We start from the raw sequence: 14,506 nt of genomic DNA, 5'->3' as shown, positions 1-14,506 counted from the left end.
TCAGGAAAAGCGCGCCAGTTCCGCTTCGCTGAAGCCGGCCTGGCGCCGGGCCTCGATATTGAAGGGGCCTTTCAGGACCGGCGCCCCGTAGCGCACGGTCAGTTCCGCGTAGGTCGACACCGGTTCCAGCTTGCGCAGCCCGCACAGGTACAGGTACCAGCGGTTGCCGATCTCTACGTGGCCGACCTCGTCGCGCAACAGCACGTCGAGGATCTGCGCGGCGCGCAGGTCGCCGGCCTGGGCCAGCTTGGCGCGCAGCGGCGGGATCGCATCGAGCCCGCGCGCCTCGAGCGTGCGCGGCACCAGCGCCATGCGCGCCAGCACGTCCGCGCGGGTCTTGTCGACCATCTCCCACAGGCTGTCGTGGCCGGGGAAGTCGCCGTACGCATAGCCGAGCGTCGCCAGGTGGGCGCACAGCATGTCGAAGTGCAGCGCTTCCTCGCTCGCCACGCGCAGCCAGTCGGTGTAGTAGTCGGGCGGCATGCCAGGAAAGCGCCACAACGCGTCGAGGGCCAGGTTGACGGCATTGAACTCGATATGGGCCAGGGCGTGCACCAGCATGGCGCGGCCCTCGATGCTGGCCATCGAGCGGCGGCCCACGAGCCGCGGCGGCACCAGCTCGGGGCGGGCCGGCCGGCCCGGAATGCCCGGCGGCGCTTCCAGGGCGGCGTCGGCATGCACCGTCCAGGCGCCGGCACGGTGGGCGCCGGCCATGGCGGCCACGCCGGCGGTCTTGGCGGACGGGTCGGTGGCAAGCAAGGCGTGCAAAGCGCATGCGCGAAGCTCCAGCGGTTGCGCCATCGTCATCCCTTCGGTTCGATCAAAGCCGCTAGTGTAGCAAAGCGCGGCCTCCCATCCGTGTGCATGGCCGCTCCGCCGCGCTATGATGTGTGTTTCGACTTGAATAAATACGCCCATGCCGAACCATCACCCTGCCCTGATCCTCATCGACATGCAGCAATGCATGGCCAGCCCGGCGGCGGGCGCGCGCAACAACCCGGAGGCGGAAAGCCGGCTGGCGGCGCTGCTGGCGGCCTGGCGCGCCAGGGGTGCGCCGGTGGTCCACGTGCGCCACATCTCGCGTTCGCCGGCGTCGGGGTTCGCGCCCGGCGGGCCGGGCGCCGCCTTCCAGCCGGCCCTGGCGCCGCTGCCGGGCGAGCACGTGGTCGAGAAGAACGTGCCGGACGCCTTCGTGCACTCGGCCCTGGAGCGCTGGCTGCGGGTACGCGGCATCGACAGGCTGGTGATGGCCGGGGTCAGCACCAACATCTCCGTCGAGTGCAGCGTGCGCAGCGCCGGCAACCTGGGCTTCGCCGTGACCGTCCCCGCCGATGCCTGCTTCACTTTCGCGCGCCACGACCATGCGGGTGTGCTGCGCAGCGCCGACGAGGTGCATGCGATGTCGCTTGCCAACCTGTCCGGCGAATATGCGTCGATCGCCACGTCGGCGCATGCCATGGAGATGCTCGCCTGAGGCGCCACGCCAGATTACCCATGGGGGATTGTGGCAGGACAGGCAAGTTTGCTAGGATGGATCTCTTGCCTGACATTCAATCAACGCTGGCCTACCGCAAAGGAACCGCGCCATGCTGCCCCGCTCCGCCCTGCAATCCCGTCTCGCCCTCACCGCCAGCGCCTTCGCCGCCGAAGTCGCCCACCTTGGCTGGGAATACACCCACGGCGGCGTGCCTGCGCACCACCTGCTGAACGACCCCGGCCTGCCGGCCATCTCCAACTGGTGGGGCCTGCTCGTCGTACCGCTGCTGGTATGGTTCCTGGTCGGACGCATCCAGCGCCGCGGCGCCACCCTGGTGCAGGAAGGCAGCCGCGCGCGCTTTCTTACGCTTACCCGGCTGCGCTTCGGCGCCGCGCTGCTGTGGGGCGCCGCACTGGCGCTGGCGTTTACGCTGGGCCACCCGGCCGTGAGCTGGATCTTCTTCGGCGCCTTCGCCCTTGCCCTGGTGCTGCCGGCCTGGCGCGCGGAGTACGTGCTCGGCTTCGCCCTGGCGCTCAGCTTCACCTTCGGGGCCGTGTTGCCGGTATTGATCGCTTCCACCATCGCCGCCTGTTCCTTCGTGGCGCACCTGCTGCGCGGCACGGTCCTGCGGCTGGCGCGTCGCGGCCGCACCCGAGGGGCCGGATTGCCTTGAATCGAGGGCATGCGGCGGCGTCCCGTGGACTTGACCGACCGGCTCCAGGGCGGCAGCGGGACTCCCGGGCCCGTTCCCGGCAGATAGCCGATCCGATTGCCCATGAAAAAGGCATGCATGGAGCTGCCCATCACTGATATGATGATGAAATTGCAACATGAACTGAATTTGTCAAAGCAACCCGGCGGGATCTATCGGCATGAAAGTCCTGACATTCACGACCCTGTTTCCCAACGCGGCGAAACCGCACCACGGAATATTCACCGAGACCTCGTTAAGGCATCAATTGGCAACCGGCCAGGTCACCGCCAAGGTCGTGGCGCCAGTGCCCTGGTTTCCGTTTTCCCATCCCTTGTTTGCCGACTACGCCACATTGGCGATGGCGCCAACGATGGAAACCCGGATCGGTGTCGACGTATTCCACCCGCGCTACGCGCTCGTGCCGAAGGTCAGCATGCGGGTCGCCCCATTCAGTCTTGCCTATGCTGCCAGGGACACGATCGGCCGCATGATCGACGAGGGCTTCGATTTTGACGTCATCGATGCCCATTACTTTTATCCGGACGGCGTGGCCGCGATCATGCTTGGCAAGTATTTCCGCAAGCCGGTCCTTATTTCTGCGCTGGGCACGGACATCAACCTGATGCCACGCTACCCCTTTTGCCGGCGCATGATCCGCTGGGCAGGCGAGCGCTCCGCGGCCATGATTACCGTCTGCGAAGCCTTGCGAACCGAGATGATCGGTTTCGGGATGGATGGCAGTCGCATCACCACCTTGCGCAATGGCGTCGATCTTGAATTGTTCCGGCCGCTCGCGCGCGATACCTTGCGCAAGCTGCTGGGCTTGAGCGGCTTTACCCTGTTGTCGGTCGGCCACCTGGACCCGCGCAAGGGGCATCATCTCGTCATTTCCGCCCTTCCGGCCCTGCCCGACGTACGCCTGCTCATTGTCGGGACCGGCGCGGACCTGAAGAAACTGCAGAATCTCGCCGGCAGGCTCGGTGTCGCCGACCGTGTCGTCTTTGTTGGCGCATTGCCACAGGACCAGCTGCGCAATTACTACGCCGTCGCCGACGCGCTCGTGCTGGCGTCGAGCCGCGAAGGCTGGGCAAATGTGCTTCTCGAGGCAATGGCTTGCGGCACACCCGTGGTCGCAACCGATGTATGGGGCACACCGGAGGTCGTGCGGACTCCGGCGGCGGGAGTGCTGATCTCGAGCCGCACCGCGCACGGCGTCGCGGCCGGCGTACGTCAATTGCGTCTACGCTACCCCGACCGGGCTGCCACGCGCGCGTATGCGGAAGGCTTCAGCTGGGACGAAACGACACGCGGCCAACTGCGCCTGTTCCGACAGGCGGCGCTGCACGCGGCGCCTGGCGTCGCTGCCCTGCCATGATGTATGAGGCAGCGCCGTGATGGCTTGCGCCCATTGCTCGTCGTTCACCTCCTGCATCGCTTCGATAGCTGGCTCGCAGACTGCCATCGTCCAGCTGCAACCCAACTTCCCCCCACCCTCACCGTTACCATGTATAGCTCAGATAATTTGCTGGACCTTAAGCTTCAATTCGACAGCCAGGGCTTTGTCCACTTACCGGGCTTGCTTGATCCGGCCCTGACGGCACGTGTGCGAAGCGCCTTTAACGCCGCGCGCGACCGGCACGCCGCGGCGATCGCGCAAAGCCGCAAGGACAACGCCCGCTTCTTCGACCTTCCCGCAATCCTCGACGCCGACCCGGTGTTCATTGACCTGGTCGACCTGCCGGAACTGTTTCCGCTGTTGCGCATGACGATTGGCGAGGACCTGGCCCTGAACGAGACCAGCGCCCGCCTGTTCTACCCGGGCCCGACCTTTACCAGTCCCTTCCATTCGGACCTGGCGAACGTGCTGGGCGTGAACCATGCGCACACGCCAAACTTCCTGGTCAAACTGCACTTTTTTTTCGAAGACCTCAATCCCGAGCAAGGGTGCCTGGCATTCATCCCGGGCAGCCAGCACTTTCCGCCGGCGCACGTCAACCCGCATCGGCCGACGCTATCGACGTCCTCCGCTGTCACGCGGGTGGTGCCGCGCGCCGGCGACGCGGTCCTCTTCAACACCCATGTCTTGCATATGGCCGAGGACAACCGTACGCCACACATCCGCACGTCGCTCATCTACACCTACGGCCACTTCTGGATGAAAGCGAAGCCGAGCGCTGCCCCCACCGATCTCGCACGCTATGCAGACTCCCCCCAACGCCAGCAACTGTTCGGCGTCGATGTTCCCGGAGTCAGTCATTTCGCGCGCCGCCTGGACCGGCTGCTTCCTCCAACGCCGCTACAGCGCCTGCAACGAACGGGAGAACGTATCGCTTACCGATTGCTGCCCTTGGCGAAAATGCCGCCACGCGCCTGAAGCAGGCGCTCAGCCGGCCGGGGCAGATCAGGCAGATCGGGCGCAGCGCGCGCGGACCGTCGGCCATCGACTGCGGCGACGCCCGAGCGACAGCCAGGCCGCACGTCAATGCATCCACGCACGCCGGCCCCGGCCCACCATGACGACAGCGCGCTACATCTGCCGGAACAGGTGGGCATAGACCGGGCTGACCCGGGGCTTTTCCGGGCGCTTGCGCAGGTTCAGCATCACCTTGCCCATGGCGTCGCGTCCGGCGCTGGCCACGCAAGCCATGTTGACCACGGTGCTGCGGTTGACCTGGCGGAACAGGTCGGGGTCGAGCTGGGGCAGCAGTTCCTTGAGCGGCACGCGGATCAGCGCCTCGGCCTCGCTCGTGACCACGTTGACGTACTTGTCGGTCGCCTGGAAGAACACCACCTCGGACACCGGGATCATGCGTACCATGTTGCCAACCGCGGCGCGAATGGTGTCCAGGCGCTGCGGCTGCCGGGCGGCCGGCATCAGTGCCTGCAGGCGGCCCACCAGGCGGGCCAGCGCATCTTCCTCGCCCCCGTCTTCGTGCTTGGCAAGCAGTCCCTGCAGCCGTTCCACGGTGCGCGCCAGGCGCGCCTCGTTCACCGGCTTGAGCACGTAGTCGACCGCGGCCTGCTCGAAGGCCTGCACGGCGTAGTCGTCGTAGGCGGTCACGAATACCACATGGGGAAACGGCCCCGGCCCTTCCCAGCGTTCTGCCAGTTCCTCGGCCGCCTCGATGCCGGTCTGGCCGGGCATCTTGATGTCGAGGAACAGCACCTCGGGCCGCAGGGCGAGGGCCTGCTCCACGGCGGCCACGCCATTGGCCGCCGTGCCCACGATCTCCAGCGCGGGCCACAGTCCGGCGAGGGTGCGGGCGAGCGTCGCCGCCAGGATCGGTTCGTCTTCTGCAATCAGGGCGCGAATATTCATGCGGACTCCACGGGTAGGCTGAGGCGGACCAGCGTGCCGGACGGCCCCGCGGGTTCGAGTTGGATCGATGCGCGCTCGCCGTACAGCACCTGCAGGCGCTCGCGGGTGGTGGACACGCCCACGCCGCCGGTCGAAGCCGTGCTGGCGGCGGCGTGCGCCAGACCCAGGCCGGTGTCGGCGACGCGGATGTGCAGCAGGCCGTCGCGCTCCTCTGCCGAGATGCTGACCTCGCCGCCTTCGATCTTGGGCTCCAGGCCGTGCCGGATCGCGTTTTCCACCAGCGGCTGCAGCAGCATCGGCGGCACGCGCAGCGTACGCAGGGCCGGCGGCAACGCCAGCCGGTACGCCAGGCGCTCGCCCATGCGCACGCCCATCAGGCCGAGGTAGGCTTCCATGGCCGCGAATTCCTCGGCCAGGCTGGTGCTCTCGGAGCGCGAGGCGCCCAGCGTGGCGCGCAGGTACTGGATCAGCTGGTCGAGCATGCTGTTGGCCCGGTCTGGATCGAGCGCGATCAGGCCCTGCAGGTTGGCCAGCGTGTTGAACAGCATGTGCGGCTCGATCTGGGCCTGAAGCAGCCGCAGTTGCGCCTGCAGCGCCTGGCGCTCGATGGTCTCGGCGCGCAGGCGCGCCTCCTGGTGCGCCTGCTGCACGCGCTGCAGGCGCTCGCGGTACGCCACCAGTAGCGACATGGTCACCAGGCCGAGGAAAGTGAAGGCGACGTAGCTGAGCCTTCCCACCGTGGGATAGTCCTCCAGGCCTGGGGCCACATGGCCGAGCAAGGCGGCGCCGGCGTGGATGCCGGTGAAATGGGCCGGCCCGGCCACCGCCAGCATCACGCCCACGAGGGCCAGCCAGCGGCGCGGATGCCCGTCCAGCACCGGGAAGAAGCGCAGCCGCACCAGGTCGACCAGGGCGAAGCCGGGCACGCCGATGCAGAGCGAATACACCAGCTGTTCGAACAGGGTGTCGGGCTTGGCGACCGTCAGCACGATCATGACCGCGGCCAGCGCGCTGACCAGCGCGGCCAGGCGCACGTCACGCCACAAGGTGGGCAGGAGGCGCTCCGCCTGGAGGGGCGCCGGAGGGATGGCGGTGATGGTCGCGCTGCTCATAAGATCTCGCTCGCTGTGCTTGTTCGCCGGGCTTGCCGGAATGAACAGCATTCTGCCCAGCCGATGCCGGTGCGGCAAGCCGGCTGCGACGAAGCCGGCTTTCCCACCCATGAACCGGCGTGCCATTCGACCGAACCGGAGCGCAGGCGTTGCGGGAAACCGCAGCCGGGCTGTCCGGATCGACGTCTTTTCCTGTAGGATAACGCCTTTGCCCGGTAGCAGCCCAGCCAGCGTTTCTCGCCAGGGGAGGTGGACCCGCCGTCCACATGGCCTGCGCTACCGTGCCTGTCCGTACCGATCACACAGAGCGTCGCGGCCCCGGCCTGCCGGGGCCGGCCAATGGAGTTTATGGAGCGTTCACCGCCACCGCGCGCGCCTGCGCGCAGCCGCACCGCCCTCGCCTGCCTGGCCGTGGTGCTGGCCATCGCCGCCGCCGAGGCCACGCGCTGGACCCTCGGCGCGCGCGCCGCCGCCGTTCCCTCCGCGCCGCAGGCAAGCTTGCCGGGCGAACTCACCCTGTCCGAACTGTCGCGCTCGCTCGTGCCGATGCCGCGCGACACGCCGTCGGCCCACGCCAGCGCGCTGTCCACGCTGCCGGGCGACCGCATGCTCACTTTCTGGTGGGCCGGCAGCCGCGAGAGCGGCCCGGACGTCAAGGTATACGCGTCGCAGTGGGAAAGCGGCAAGTGGGGCGAACCCTGGGAAGTGGCCAGCCGCGCCTCGCTCGGCAAGGCCCTCGGTTTCGGCGTGCGCCGCATCGGCAACCCGGTCGCCTGGACCGCCCCGGACGGACGCATCCACCTGTACGTGGTGGCCACCGGCCTGGGTGGATGGGCGGCCTCGCGCGTGGCCCACCTGGTGTCGTCGAACGAAGGCGCGAGCTTCGAGATGAAGCGCGTGCTGCCGATGTCGCCCTTGTTCAATACCAGCACGCTGGTGCGCACCAATGCGGTGGGGCTGGTCGGCGGCGGCTGGTGGCTGCCCGTGTATTTCGAGCTCGGCATCAAGTATCCGATGCTGATGGCATTCGGCCCCGACGGCGAGCCGACCGGGATCGGACGGATCGGCACCCGCACCACCACGCTGCAGCCGGCCATCGTGCCGGTTTCCGGCCTGGAGGTGCGCGCCTGGATGCGCGACGCCAGCAGCGAGCGGCGCGTCCAGCATGCCTACAGCCGCGACGGCGGCAGCAGCTGGGAAGACCTGCCGGCGCTCGAACTGAACAACGAGAACACGTCGATGGCCGTGCTGCGCCTGGCTAACGGCGAATTCCTGATGCTGCACAACCACATCCGCGCGGGCGGTTCGGCGCGCAGCCTGCTGCGCCTGTCCCTGTCGAAGGACGGCCACAGCTGGCGCAGCGTAGCCGACGTGGCCAGCGGCGGCCCGCGCGACGAGTTTTCGTATCCCACCATGCAGCAGGTCGGCAAGGAGCTGCACATCACCTACACCTACCAGCGCAAGGCGATCGCGCACCACCGCTACCGGATCAGCATCGGGGAGAATATCTGATGGACTTGCCCCAGCTCTCGTGGCAATTCCTGTATGCCCGCCTGGCCTGGGCCGTCGTGCTGGCGGCCTTGTGGGTGGGCCTCTGGCCGCGCACACGCACGCTGCCGCGCCCCGCCCTGCTTGGTGTCGCCTGCGCCTGCCTGGCGCTGGTCGCGCTGCCCGGCGCTTCCTCGCTGGCCTGGCACCTCGGGCTGGCTTTCCAGTACCCGAGCGGCCTGCTGACGGGCCTGTGCCTGGCCGCGCTGCATGCGCGCTGGCGCGGCGCGCCGGCACACGAAACGAAGCTGATGCCGGCAGCGCTGGCCGCGCCGCTGGCGCTGACGGGGGCGCTGCTGTACCTCGACGCCATGGGACTGCTCGCGGGCGGCTACTATTACGCCGGCTTCGGCGCGGGCGCCGCCCTGGCGGCCGTGCTGCTGGCCCTCGGCTGCGCCCTCGCCATCATCGCCGGCCGGGCCCGGCCCCAGGCTTGCGCCATCCTCGGCGCCGTGCTGCTGTTCTCGATCGCGCGCCTGCCGAGCGGGAACCTGTGGGACGTCCTGCTCGACCCGCTGCTGTGGGGCTGGTCGCTGTTCTCGCTCGGCGGCGGCGCGCTGCGCTCCCTGCGCCGCCGCTCCTCGCGCCCGGCCGCGGCCGGCGCCGAACCGTTTTCACCCATCAAGGAGTAGTCTTTGGCAAACAAGAAGTGGTATCTCCATCCCGCAATCGCCACCGGGATCGTCATCAACCTGTTCGTGCTGTTGCTGGCCGTCGCCTGGTCGGACCAGCGGACGAGTCTCGATCGCCTGCTGGTGGAAGACGGCATCGTCGAATGGATGCAGTTCCTCTGCTTTAGCGTGATCGCCGGCCTGCTCGCGTTCACGTTGTCGGAGCGGCTCAAGCGCAGCGACCGCGGCGCGCTGGAACTATTGGCGCTGGGCGGCCTGAGCCTGCTGTGCGCGCTGGCGGCGCTCGAGGAGATCAGCTGGTTCCAGCGCATTCTCGACGTGCAGTCGCCGGAATTCTTCCTGCAGAATAACCGCCAGGCCGAGACCAACATCCATAACCTGGCCGTCGGCGATGGCAGCCTGCACAAGAATGTGCTGCTCAAGCTGATCTTCATTACCGGCATCACCCATAACCTGATCCTGCCGCTGGTCGCACGCGCGAAGCCGGGGGTGCGGCAATGGGTCGAGAAACTGGGCCTGTACCTGCCACCGCTGTCGGCCTCGATTCCCTACCTGGTGCTGGTGGCGCTGTCGCACCTGCTGATCGAGCACCCGCGCAAGGGCGAGCTTGGTGAAACCTTCGGCGCCGTACACTACCTGGCAACCGTGTTCGCGGCCTACTTCGCGGGCGTGGCCTATACCCGTCCTGCGCTGTTCGAGAACGCAAACGACATTCGCCGCCTGTCGAAGCTGTTCGCCCTGTTCATGCTGTTCCTGCTGCTGGCCGGCTGGATGCTCAGTGCCGGCGCGGGCGCGGTGGTCCGCTGACTATATCTTTACCGTAGGGTGGTCGGCTTGGCCGACCGCGCGTTCAACCGGCTTGCGATCAGCCGGACACCTGCTCACAGGTGATTTGAACGCTTGGTCGGCTTCGCCGACCGCGCATTCATCGGCTTGCGATCAGCCGGACACCTGCTCACAGATGATTTGAACGCGCGGTCGGCAGAGCCGACCACCCTACGCCCGACTCTGCTTAGAAGCCGTAGTTCATCCTGGCGTAGATGAAGCGCCCGCCACGCCCGAACGGCGCGTAGTTGGCAAACGGCGTGTTGCCGGTCGAGTTGAGCACCGGCGGCAGGGTTTCCGGATACTGGTCGAACAGGTTGTCCGCGCCCAGGGCCAGGCTCAGCTTCGGCGTGAACGCGTAGCGCGCCTCGACGTCCACCACCGTCTTCGCACCCATCCAGAAGTCCAGCGCCGCGGTCGTGCCCGGCGACAGCACCTTGCCGTAGCGGGTGGCGCGGAAGGTCGCGCCCCACTGTCCCAGCTTCCAGTTGGCGTTCGCGCTGATCTTGTTCTCAGGCTGGCCCTTTTCCAGCGACAGCACGTTGAGGCGGTCGAACAGCACCGGGGCCGGGCTGAGCGCGGCCAGCTGCGCCGTCACCGGGGTCTTCGTCACTTTCGTGTCGGTGAAGTTGCCCGCCAGCGTGAAGTCGAAGTTGCCCGCGTTTGCGGTCTTCATCGGCCAGCTCACTACCACGTCCACGCCCTGGGTGCGGGTATCGACGCCGTTGATGAAGAAGCGCCCGCCGCCTACGCCCGTGATCCCCTGCGAGATGATGTAGTTGCGCACGTTATCCTGGGTGAGGTTCTCCGACAGGATGATGCGGTCCTCGATGTCGATGCGGTAGGCGTCGACCGTGATGCTGAACGGAGCGAAGCGCAGCACCGCGCCGAGCGAGGCGTTCACCGATTTCTCGGCTTCCAGCGGCTTGGCGCCGAGCGCCGCCGCCACCCGGTCGGTCGGGCGGAAGGTGGTGATCTCGAAGGGCACGCCGTTGATGAAGTTGGTCGAGGTGGCGGTGAAGTTCTGCTGCTGCGGCGACGGTGCCCGGAAGCCGTTCTGGATCGCGCCGCGCAGGGCGAAGGACTTGCTGAAGTCGTAGCGGCCGGACAGCTTGCCGGCCAGGCTGTTGCCGAAGTCGGTGTAGTGCTCGGCGCGCACCGCCACAGAGGCCAGCAGCTGCGGCGTGATGTTCGCCTCCAGGTCGACGAAGGCGCCGATCGCGCTGCGGTGCTCATCGACCTCATTGGACGGGCGGAAGCCCGGGAACACCTGGGCGCCCGGGGCCGCCGGGCTGCCGTTCGGCAGGACCACGGGGCCGGCGCGCCAGGAATCGGGCTCACCCGCGAACAGCTCATAGCCTTCGCGGCGCGCTTCCATGCCGAGCGCCAGGTTCAGCGGCGACGACAGGCTGGCGACCTGGAGCTCGCGCACGCCGGTCACGTTGAACACCAGCTGGTCGTACGAATAGCCGCCCGCGTAGAACTCGGTCTTGCTGCTCGGGCCGATCGAGCGGTTCAGGGTGTTCTCGATGTCATAGGCCATCTTGTTCTGGCCATAGCCGAGGGAGGCGTCCATGTCCCAGCTGCCGGTGGTCCAGGTGACCCCGCCCGTGGCCGCGAAGTCGTTCACGGTCGGCGCGATGATCGGCAGGAAGCCGTCCGGGTAGATCGACGGGATGTTGCGCGCATCCTGGGCCGGGCGGAAGAAGCCGCCCGAGCGCGCGAAGCGGTTCTGCGCGCTCGCCCAGCCATACAGCTTGACGCCGTCGCCCAGGTTCTGGCCTGCATTGGCGAAGAACGTGACCTGCTCCATCTCCGGCTCGCCGTACCAGGCATTGAAGCGGTTGATGGTGAGCTCGCGCGGATCGAAGGCGCCGTTGCCTAAGCGCGGGTACTGCTGGCGCATGTCGTAGCCGCTGCGCTCGGTGCGTTCCTGCTTCTTGTATTCGCCGGCCAGGGTCAGGTAGCCGCTTTCGCCCAGGGCCAGGCCCTTCCAGATGCTCAGGGTCGCGGTCTGGCCGTCGGTGCGCTCGCGCGAGGCGGGCGCGGTCCAGGTGGCGCCCGCCGGGGCCGCGCCGTTCCACAAATCGTATTCGGTCTTGCGGGCGCCGTAGGTGATGCTCGCCTCGCCGCCGCTGCGGTCGGTGCGCAGGCGCAGGTTGACCACGCCGGAAATGGCATCCGACCCGTACTGGGCGGCGGCGCCGTCGCGCAGCACCTCGACGCTCCTGATGATGGCGGTCGGGATCGCGTTCATGTCCACCGCCGCCGAGCCGCGGCCGATCGAGCCGTTCACGTTCACCAGCGAGGATGCGTGGCGGCGCTTGGAATTGACCAGCACCAGGGTCTGGTCTGGCGCCATGCCGCGCAGGGTGGCGGGACGGATGGTGTCGGTGCCGTCCGTGATGGCCGGACGCGGGAAGTTCAGCGACGGCAGCGCCATCGACAGGGCCTGGGTCATCTCGGTGCTGCCGGAGTTCTTGAGGGTCTCGGCGGAGATGATGTCGACCGGGGCTGCGGTGTCGAGCGCGGTGCGGTTGGCTACCCTGGTGCCGGTGACCACCACCGTGGCCGCGGCGCCCGGGTCGGTGGCCGCCGGAGCGCCCGTTGCGCCCGTTGCGTCCTGGGCATGGGCCGCGCCGGAAAACAGCGAGGCGATGGCGAGTGCGAGGACCGTCTTTTCCGTTACATGTTTCTGCATCGTGGTTTTTCCTTTTGTTGTCGTAGCATGCCGCCCGGTGTGCTTGCCTGAATGCCTGGACACTGTTCCAACGGGCGCCATTCGATACTGCTGGGCAAGCCAAAAGATGTCAAACCGTATATTTACGATCGGCATATTTACAACACCTCCTGCACGTCAGGATGGCGTAAGCCCGTGCTGCGGGCGGCTGCTACACTGCTTTCTTCCACCATCGCGAGCCCGTCATGAATGCCTCCCTGTTTCCCGGCTTCCGCAGCATCGGCATCACCACTGCTGAGGGCGTCACGATCGCCGGCGTGGCCGGCGGCGCCGGTCCGCCGCTCCTGCTGCTGCACGGCCATCCGCAGACCCATGCCATCTGGCACAAGGCGGCGCCGGCCCTGAGCGCGCACTTCTCCGTGGTGGCCTGCGACCTGCGCGGCTACGGCGATTCGTCGAAACCGCCGGGTGCGCCCGGCCACGCCAACTACAGCAAGCGCTGCATGGCGCTCGACATGCTGGCGGCCATGCGCGCGCTCGGTCATGAACGGTTTTCCGTGATGGCGCACGACCGCGGCGCGCGTGTCGCGCACCGCCTGATGCTGGACCACCCGCACGCCGTCGAGCGCGCCGTCGTCCTCGACATCGCACCGACGCTGGCCATGTACGAGGGCACGAACGAAGCCTTCGCACGCGCCTACTGGCACTGGTTTTTCCTGATCCAGCCCGCCCCGCTGCCGGAACGCCTGATCGAGGCCGACCCGGCAGCCTACCTGCGCGACGTGCTGGGCGGCCGCAGCGCGGGCCTGGCGCCCTTCGACCCACGCGCACTGGCCGAATACGCCCGCTGCCTGGCCCTGCCCGGCGCCGCCCACGGCATCTGCGAAGACTACCGGGCCGCCAGCGGCATCGACCTGGAACACGACCGGCTCGATCGCGCAGCAGGCCGCAAGGTGGACACGCCGCTGCTGGCCCTGTGGGGCGCGCAGGGCGTGGTGGCGCGCTGCTTCGATCCGCTCGCCGAATGGCGCAAGGCCGCGACGCTGGCGGAGGGCGAGGCGCTGGACTGCGGCCATTACATCCCCGAGGAAGCGCCCGAGGCGCTGCTGGCGCGGGCCCTGCCTTTCCTGCGCGCCGGACGCTAGAGGCATGCCCCTCTGACGCGGCGAGCGTGAGAATGCGAGGATTTCCGCACGGCCAGGCTCTGCTATCGTTTTCGCAGCGCGCGCCGCTACGGCCGCGCACTGCGAACATCCTGAAAGAGAGAACAATGAAAAAACGCATCCTCGCCATTGCCGTGGCCGGCGCCATGGGCGTACTCGTGAGCGGCTGCACCATCGTCGATACCGGAGAAGTGGGCCTGCGCGTCAATTTCGACAAGACCATCGAGCCGGAAGAGCGCGTCGCCGGCAGCTTCAACCAGACCATGGTCGGCAAGATCCTGACCTTCCCGGTGAAGGACGTGAGCGTCGACGTGCAGAACCTTACCCCGCTGGCGGCCGACAATTCGACCATGAAGGAATTCGACATCAGCGTGATCTACAACATCACGCCGGCTTCGGTGTCCGACCTGTACATCAACAAGAGCCGTTCCTTCCACACGGTGGACGACAGCGGCGACATCTACCTGATGCACGCCTACATCTACCAGACCGCACGCAATGCCGTGTACAAAACCGCGCGCAAGTATGAGGCGCTGAACATGAACGACAACCGCGCCCAGATCGAGCAGGAAATCCAGGAGATCATGGCTGCCACGCTCAACGAGGAAAAGCTGAGCGGCATCGTGATCTCGCAGGTACGCGTGGGCAGCATGGTGCCGAGCGACGCCGTGAAGGCCAGCGCCGACAACCTGGTGCGCGCCAAGAACGAGGAAAAGACCAAGGAAGTGGAGGTCCAGATCGCGAAGAAGGAAGCCGAGCGCATCGCCGCGCTGAACGCGAATGCGGGCGCGATCAGCTACATGCAGGCGCAGGCCCAGATGAAGATTGCGGAAGGCATTGCCGAGGGCAAGGTGCAGACGGTGGTGATTCCGTATGACTTCAAGGGGATGGTGAACGTAACTGCGAAGTAGCTGCCAGCGAGGCCATTGGTATGCGATGGTGAGATAGCCCCTTGATTCACCAGACACAGTCGATGCTGTATCCTAACGGATGGGAATATGACTGTGAGTATGACTAGGAACAACCAAACCATCGAAGTCGTGACGGTGTCCGAAG

13 protein-coding genes are annotated in these 14,506 nt (G+C 67.3%); 9 read left to right on the top strand and 4 right to left on the bottom strand.

Features of this window, described 5'->3' with window-relative positions; translation table 11 throughout:
- Positions 1-801 carry a ferritin-like domain-containing protein gene (locus AC56KL_RS09075; RefSeq protein WP_497179822.1) on the bottom strand — a complete coding sequence of 267 codons (801 nt, stop codon included), beginning with the start codon at positions 799-801 and terminating at the stop codon, positions 1-3.
- A gap of 115 nt (positions 802-916) precedes the next feature.
- Here AC56KL_RS09075 and AC56KL_RS09070 point away from each other — a divergent pair, with 115 nt between their 5' ends.
- From AC56KL_RS09070 to AC56KL_RS09055, 4 genes are all read left to right on the top strand, one after another.
- Positions 917-1,474: a cysteine hydrolase family protein gene (locus tag AC56KL_RS09070; protein ID WP_497179821.1), complete on the top strand. Its 558-nt coding sequence runs from the start codon at positions 917-919 to the stop codon at positions 1,472-1,474.
- Between the two features lie 112 nt (positions 1,475-1,586).
- The gene (locus AC56KL_RS09065; protein WP_497179820.1) at positions 1,587-2,150 is read left to right on the top strand and encodes a hypothetical protein; all 564 of its coding nucleotides are present in this window, start codon (positions 1,587-1,589) and stop codon (positions 2,148-2,150) included.
- Positions 2,151-2,349: 199 nt separating this feature from the next.
- Positions 2,350-3,546: a glycosyltransferase family 4 protein gene (locus AC56KL_RS09060; RefSeq protein ID WP_497179819.1), complete on the top strand. Its 1,197-nt coding sequence runs from the start codon at positions 2,350-2,352 to the stop codon at positions 3,544-3,546.
- 147 nt (positions 3,547-3,693) lie between these two features.
- A complete protein-coding gene (locus AC56KL_RS09055) occupies positions 3,694-4,545 on the top strand; it encodes a phytanoyl-CoA dioxygenase family protein (protein WP_497179818.1) in 852 nt (283 codons plus the stop codon).
- Between the two features lie 153 nt (positions 4,546-4,698).
- Here AC56KL_RS09055 and AC56KL_RS09050 read toward each other — a convergent pair whose 3' ends face one another.
- Complete coding sequence (locus AC56KL_RS09050) at positions 4,699-5,490, bottom strand: LytR/AlgR family response regulator transcription factor (RefSeq protein WP_497179817.1); 792 nt, start codon at positions 5,488-5,490, stop codon at positions 4,699-4,701.
- A complete protein-coding gene (locus tag AC56KL_RS09045; protein WP_497179816.1) occupies positions 5,487-6,602 on the bottom strand; it encodes a sensor histidine kinase in 1,116 nt (371 codons plus the stop codon). Before AC56KL_RS09045 ends, AC56KL_RS09050 begins: the two co-directional genes overlap by 4 nt.
- A 348-nt stretch (positions 6,603-6,950) precedes the next feature.
- Between AC56KL_RS09045 and AC56KL_RS09040 the strand changes: the two genes are divergently transcribed.
- The 3 genes from AC56KL_RS09040 to AC56KL_RS09030 are packed head-to-tail and all read left to right on the top strand — an operon-like array spanning position 6,951 to position 9,589.
- A complete protein-coding gene (locus AC56KL_RS09040; protein ID WP_497179815.1) occupies positions 6,951-8,114 on the top strand; it encodes an exo-alpha-sialidase in 1,164 nt (387 codons plus the stop codon).
- Entirely contained in the window at positions 8,114-8,782 is a 669-nt protein-coding gene (locus AC56KL_RS09035) for a hypothetical protein (RefSeq protein ID WP_497179814.1), read from the top strand. Before AC56KL_RS09040 ends, AC56KL_RS09035 begins: the two co-directional genes overlap by 1 nt.
- A gap of 3 nt (positions 8,783-8,785) precedes the next feature.
- The gene (locus AC56KL_RS09030) at positions 8,786-9,589 is read left to right on the top strand and encodes a hypothetical protein (protein ID WP_497179813.1); all 804 of its coding nucleotides are present in this window, start codon (positions 8,786-8,788) and stop codon (positions 9,587-9,589) included.
- 205 nt (positions 9,590-9,794) lie between these two features.
- Here AC56KL_RS09030 and AC56KL_RS09025 read toward each other — a convergent pair whose 3' ends face one another.
- Positions 9,795-12,308, bottom strand: a complete 2,514-nt coding sequence (locus AC56KL_RS09025) for a TonB-dependent receptor plug domain-containing protein (protein WP_497179812.1) — start codon at positions 12,306-12,308, stop codon at positions 9,795-9,797.
- Between the two features lie 224 nt (positions 12,309-12,532).
- Between AC56KL_RS09025 and AC56KL_RS09020 the strand changes: the two genes are divergently transcribed.
- Positions 12,533-13,432: an alpha/beta fold hydrolase gene (locus AC56KL_RS09020; protein ID WP_497179811.1), complete on the top strand. Its 900-nt coding sequence runs from the start codon at positions 12,533-12,535 to the stop codon at positions 13,430-13,432.
- A 125-nt stretch (positions 13,433-13,557) separates the two neighbouring features.
- Positions 13,558-14,361 (top strand): SPFH domain-containing protein, encoded by an 804-nt coding sequence (locus AC56KL_RS09015; RefSeq protein WP_497179810.1) that lies wholly within the window; start codon positions 13,558-13,560, stop codon positions 14,359-14,361.
- The last annotated feature ends 145 nt before the right edge of the window (positions 14,362-14,506 follow it).

This window comes from Telluria sp. ZB4P34, assembly GCF_059686055.1.
Note: the sequence above shows the minus strand (reverse complement) of the source record. Positions and strands in the feature narration are given on the sequence as shown.

Bases quoted from the DNA above. Each gene is read 5' to 3' on its own strand.
- AC56KL_RS09075 (WP_497179822.1), bottom strand. From the start codon at position 801: ATGGCGCAACCGCTGGAGCTTCGCGCATGCGCTTTGCACGCCTTGCTT.
- AC56KL_RS09070 (WP_497179821.1), top strand. From the start codon at position 917: ATGCCGAACCATCACCCTGCCCTGATCCTCATCGACATGCAGCAATGC.
- AC56KL_RS09065 (WP_497179820.1), top strand. From the start codon at position 1,587: ATGCTGCCCCGCTCCGCCCTGCAATCCCGTCTCGCCCTCACCGCCAGC.
- AC56KL_RS09060 (WP_497179819.1), top strand. From the start codon at position 2,350: ATGAAAGTCCTGACATTCACGACCCTGTTTCCCAACGCGGCGAAACCG.
- AC56KL_RS09050 (WP_497179817.1), bottom strand. From the start codon at position 5,490: ATGAATATTCGCGCCCTGATTGCAGAAGACGAACCGATCCTGGCGGCG.
- AC56KL_RS09045 (WP_497179816.1), bottom strand. From the start codon at position 6,602: ATGAGCAGCGCGACCATCACCGCCATCCCTCCGGCGCCCCTCCAGGCG.
- AC56KL_RS09040 (WP_497179815.1), top strand. From the start codon at position 6,951: ATGGAGCGTTCACCGCCACCGCGCGCGCCTGCGCGCAGCCGCACCGCC.
- AC56KL_RS09035 (WP_497179814.1), top strand. From the start codon at position 8,114: ATGGACTTGCCCCAGCTCTCGTGGCAATTCCTGTATGCCCGCCTGGCC.
- AC56KL_RS09025 (WP_497179812.1), bottom strand. From the start codon at position 12,308: ATGCAGAAACATGTAACGGAAAAGACGGTCCTCGCACTCGCCATCGCC.
- AC56KL_RS09020 (WP_497179811.1), top strand. From the start codon at position 12,533: ATGAATGCCTCCCTGTTTCCCGGCTTCCGCAGCATCGGCATCACCACT.
- AC56KL_RS09015 (WP_497179810.1), top strand. From the start codon at position 13,558: ATGAAAAAACGCATCCTCGCCATTGCCGTGGCCGGCGCCATGGGCGTA.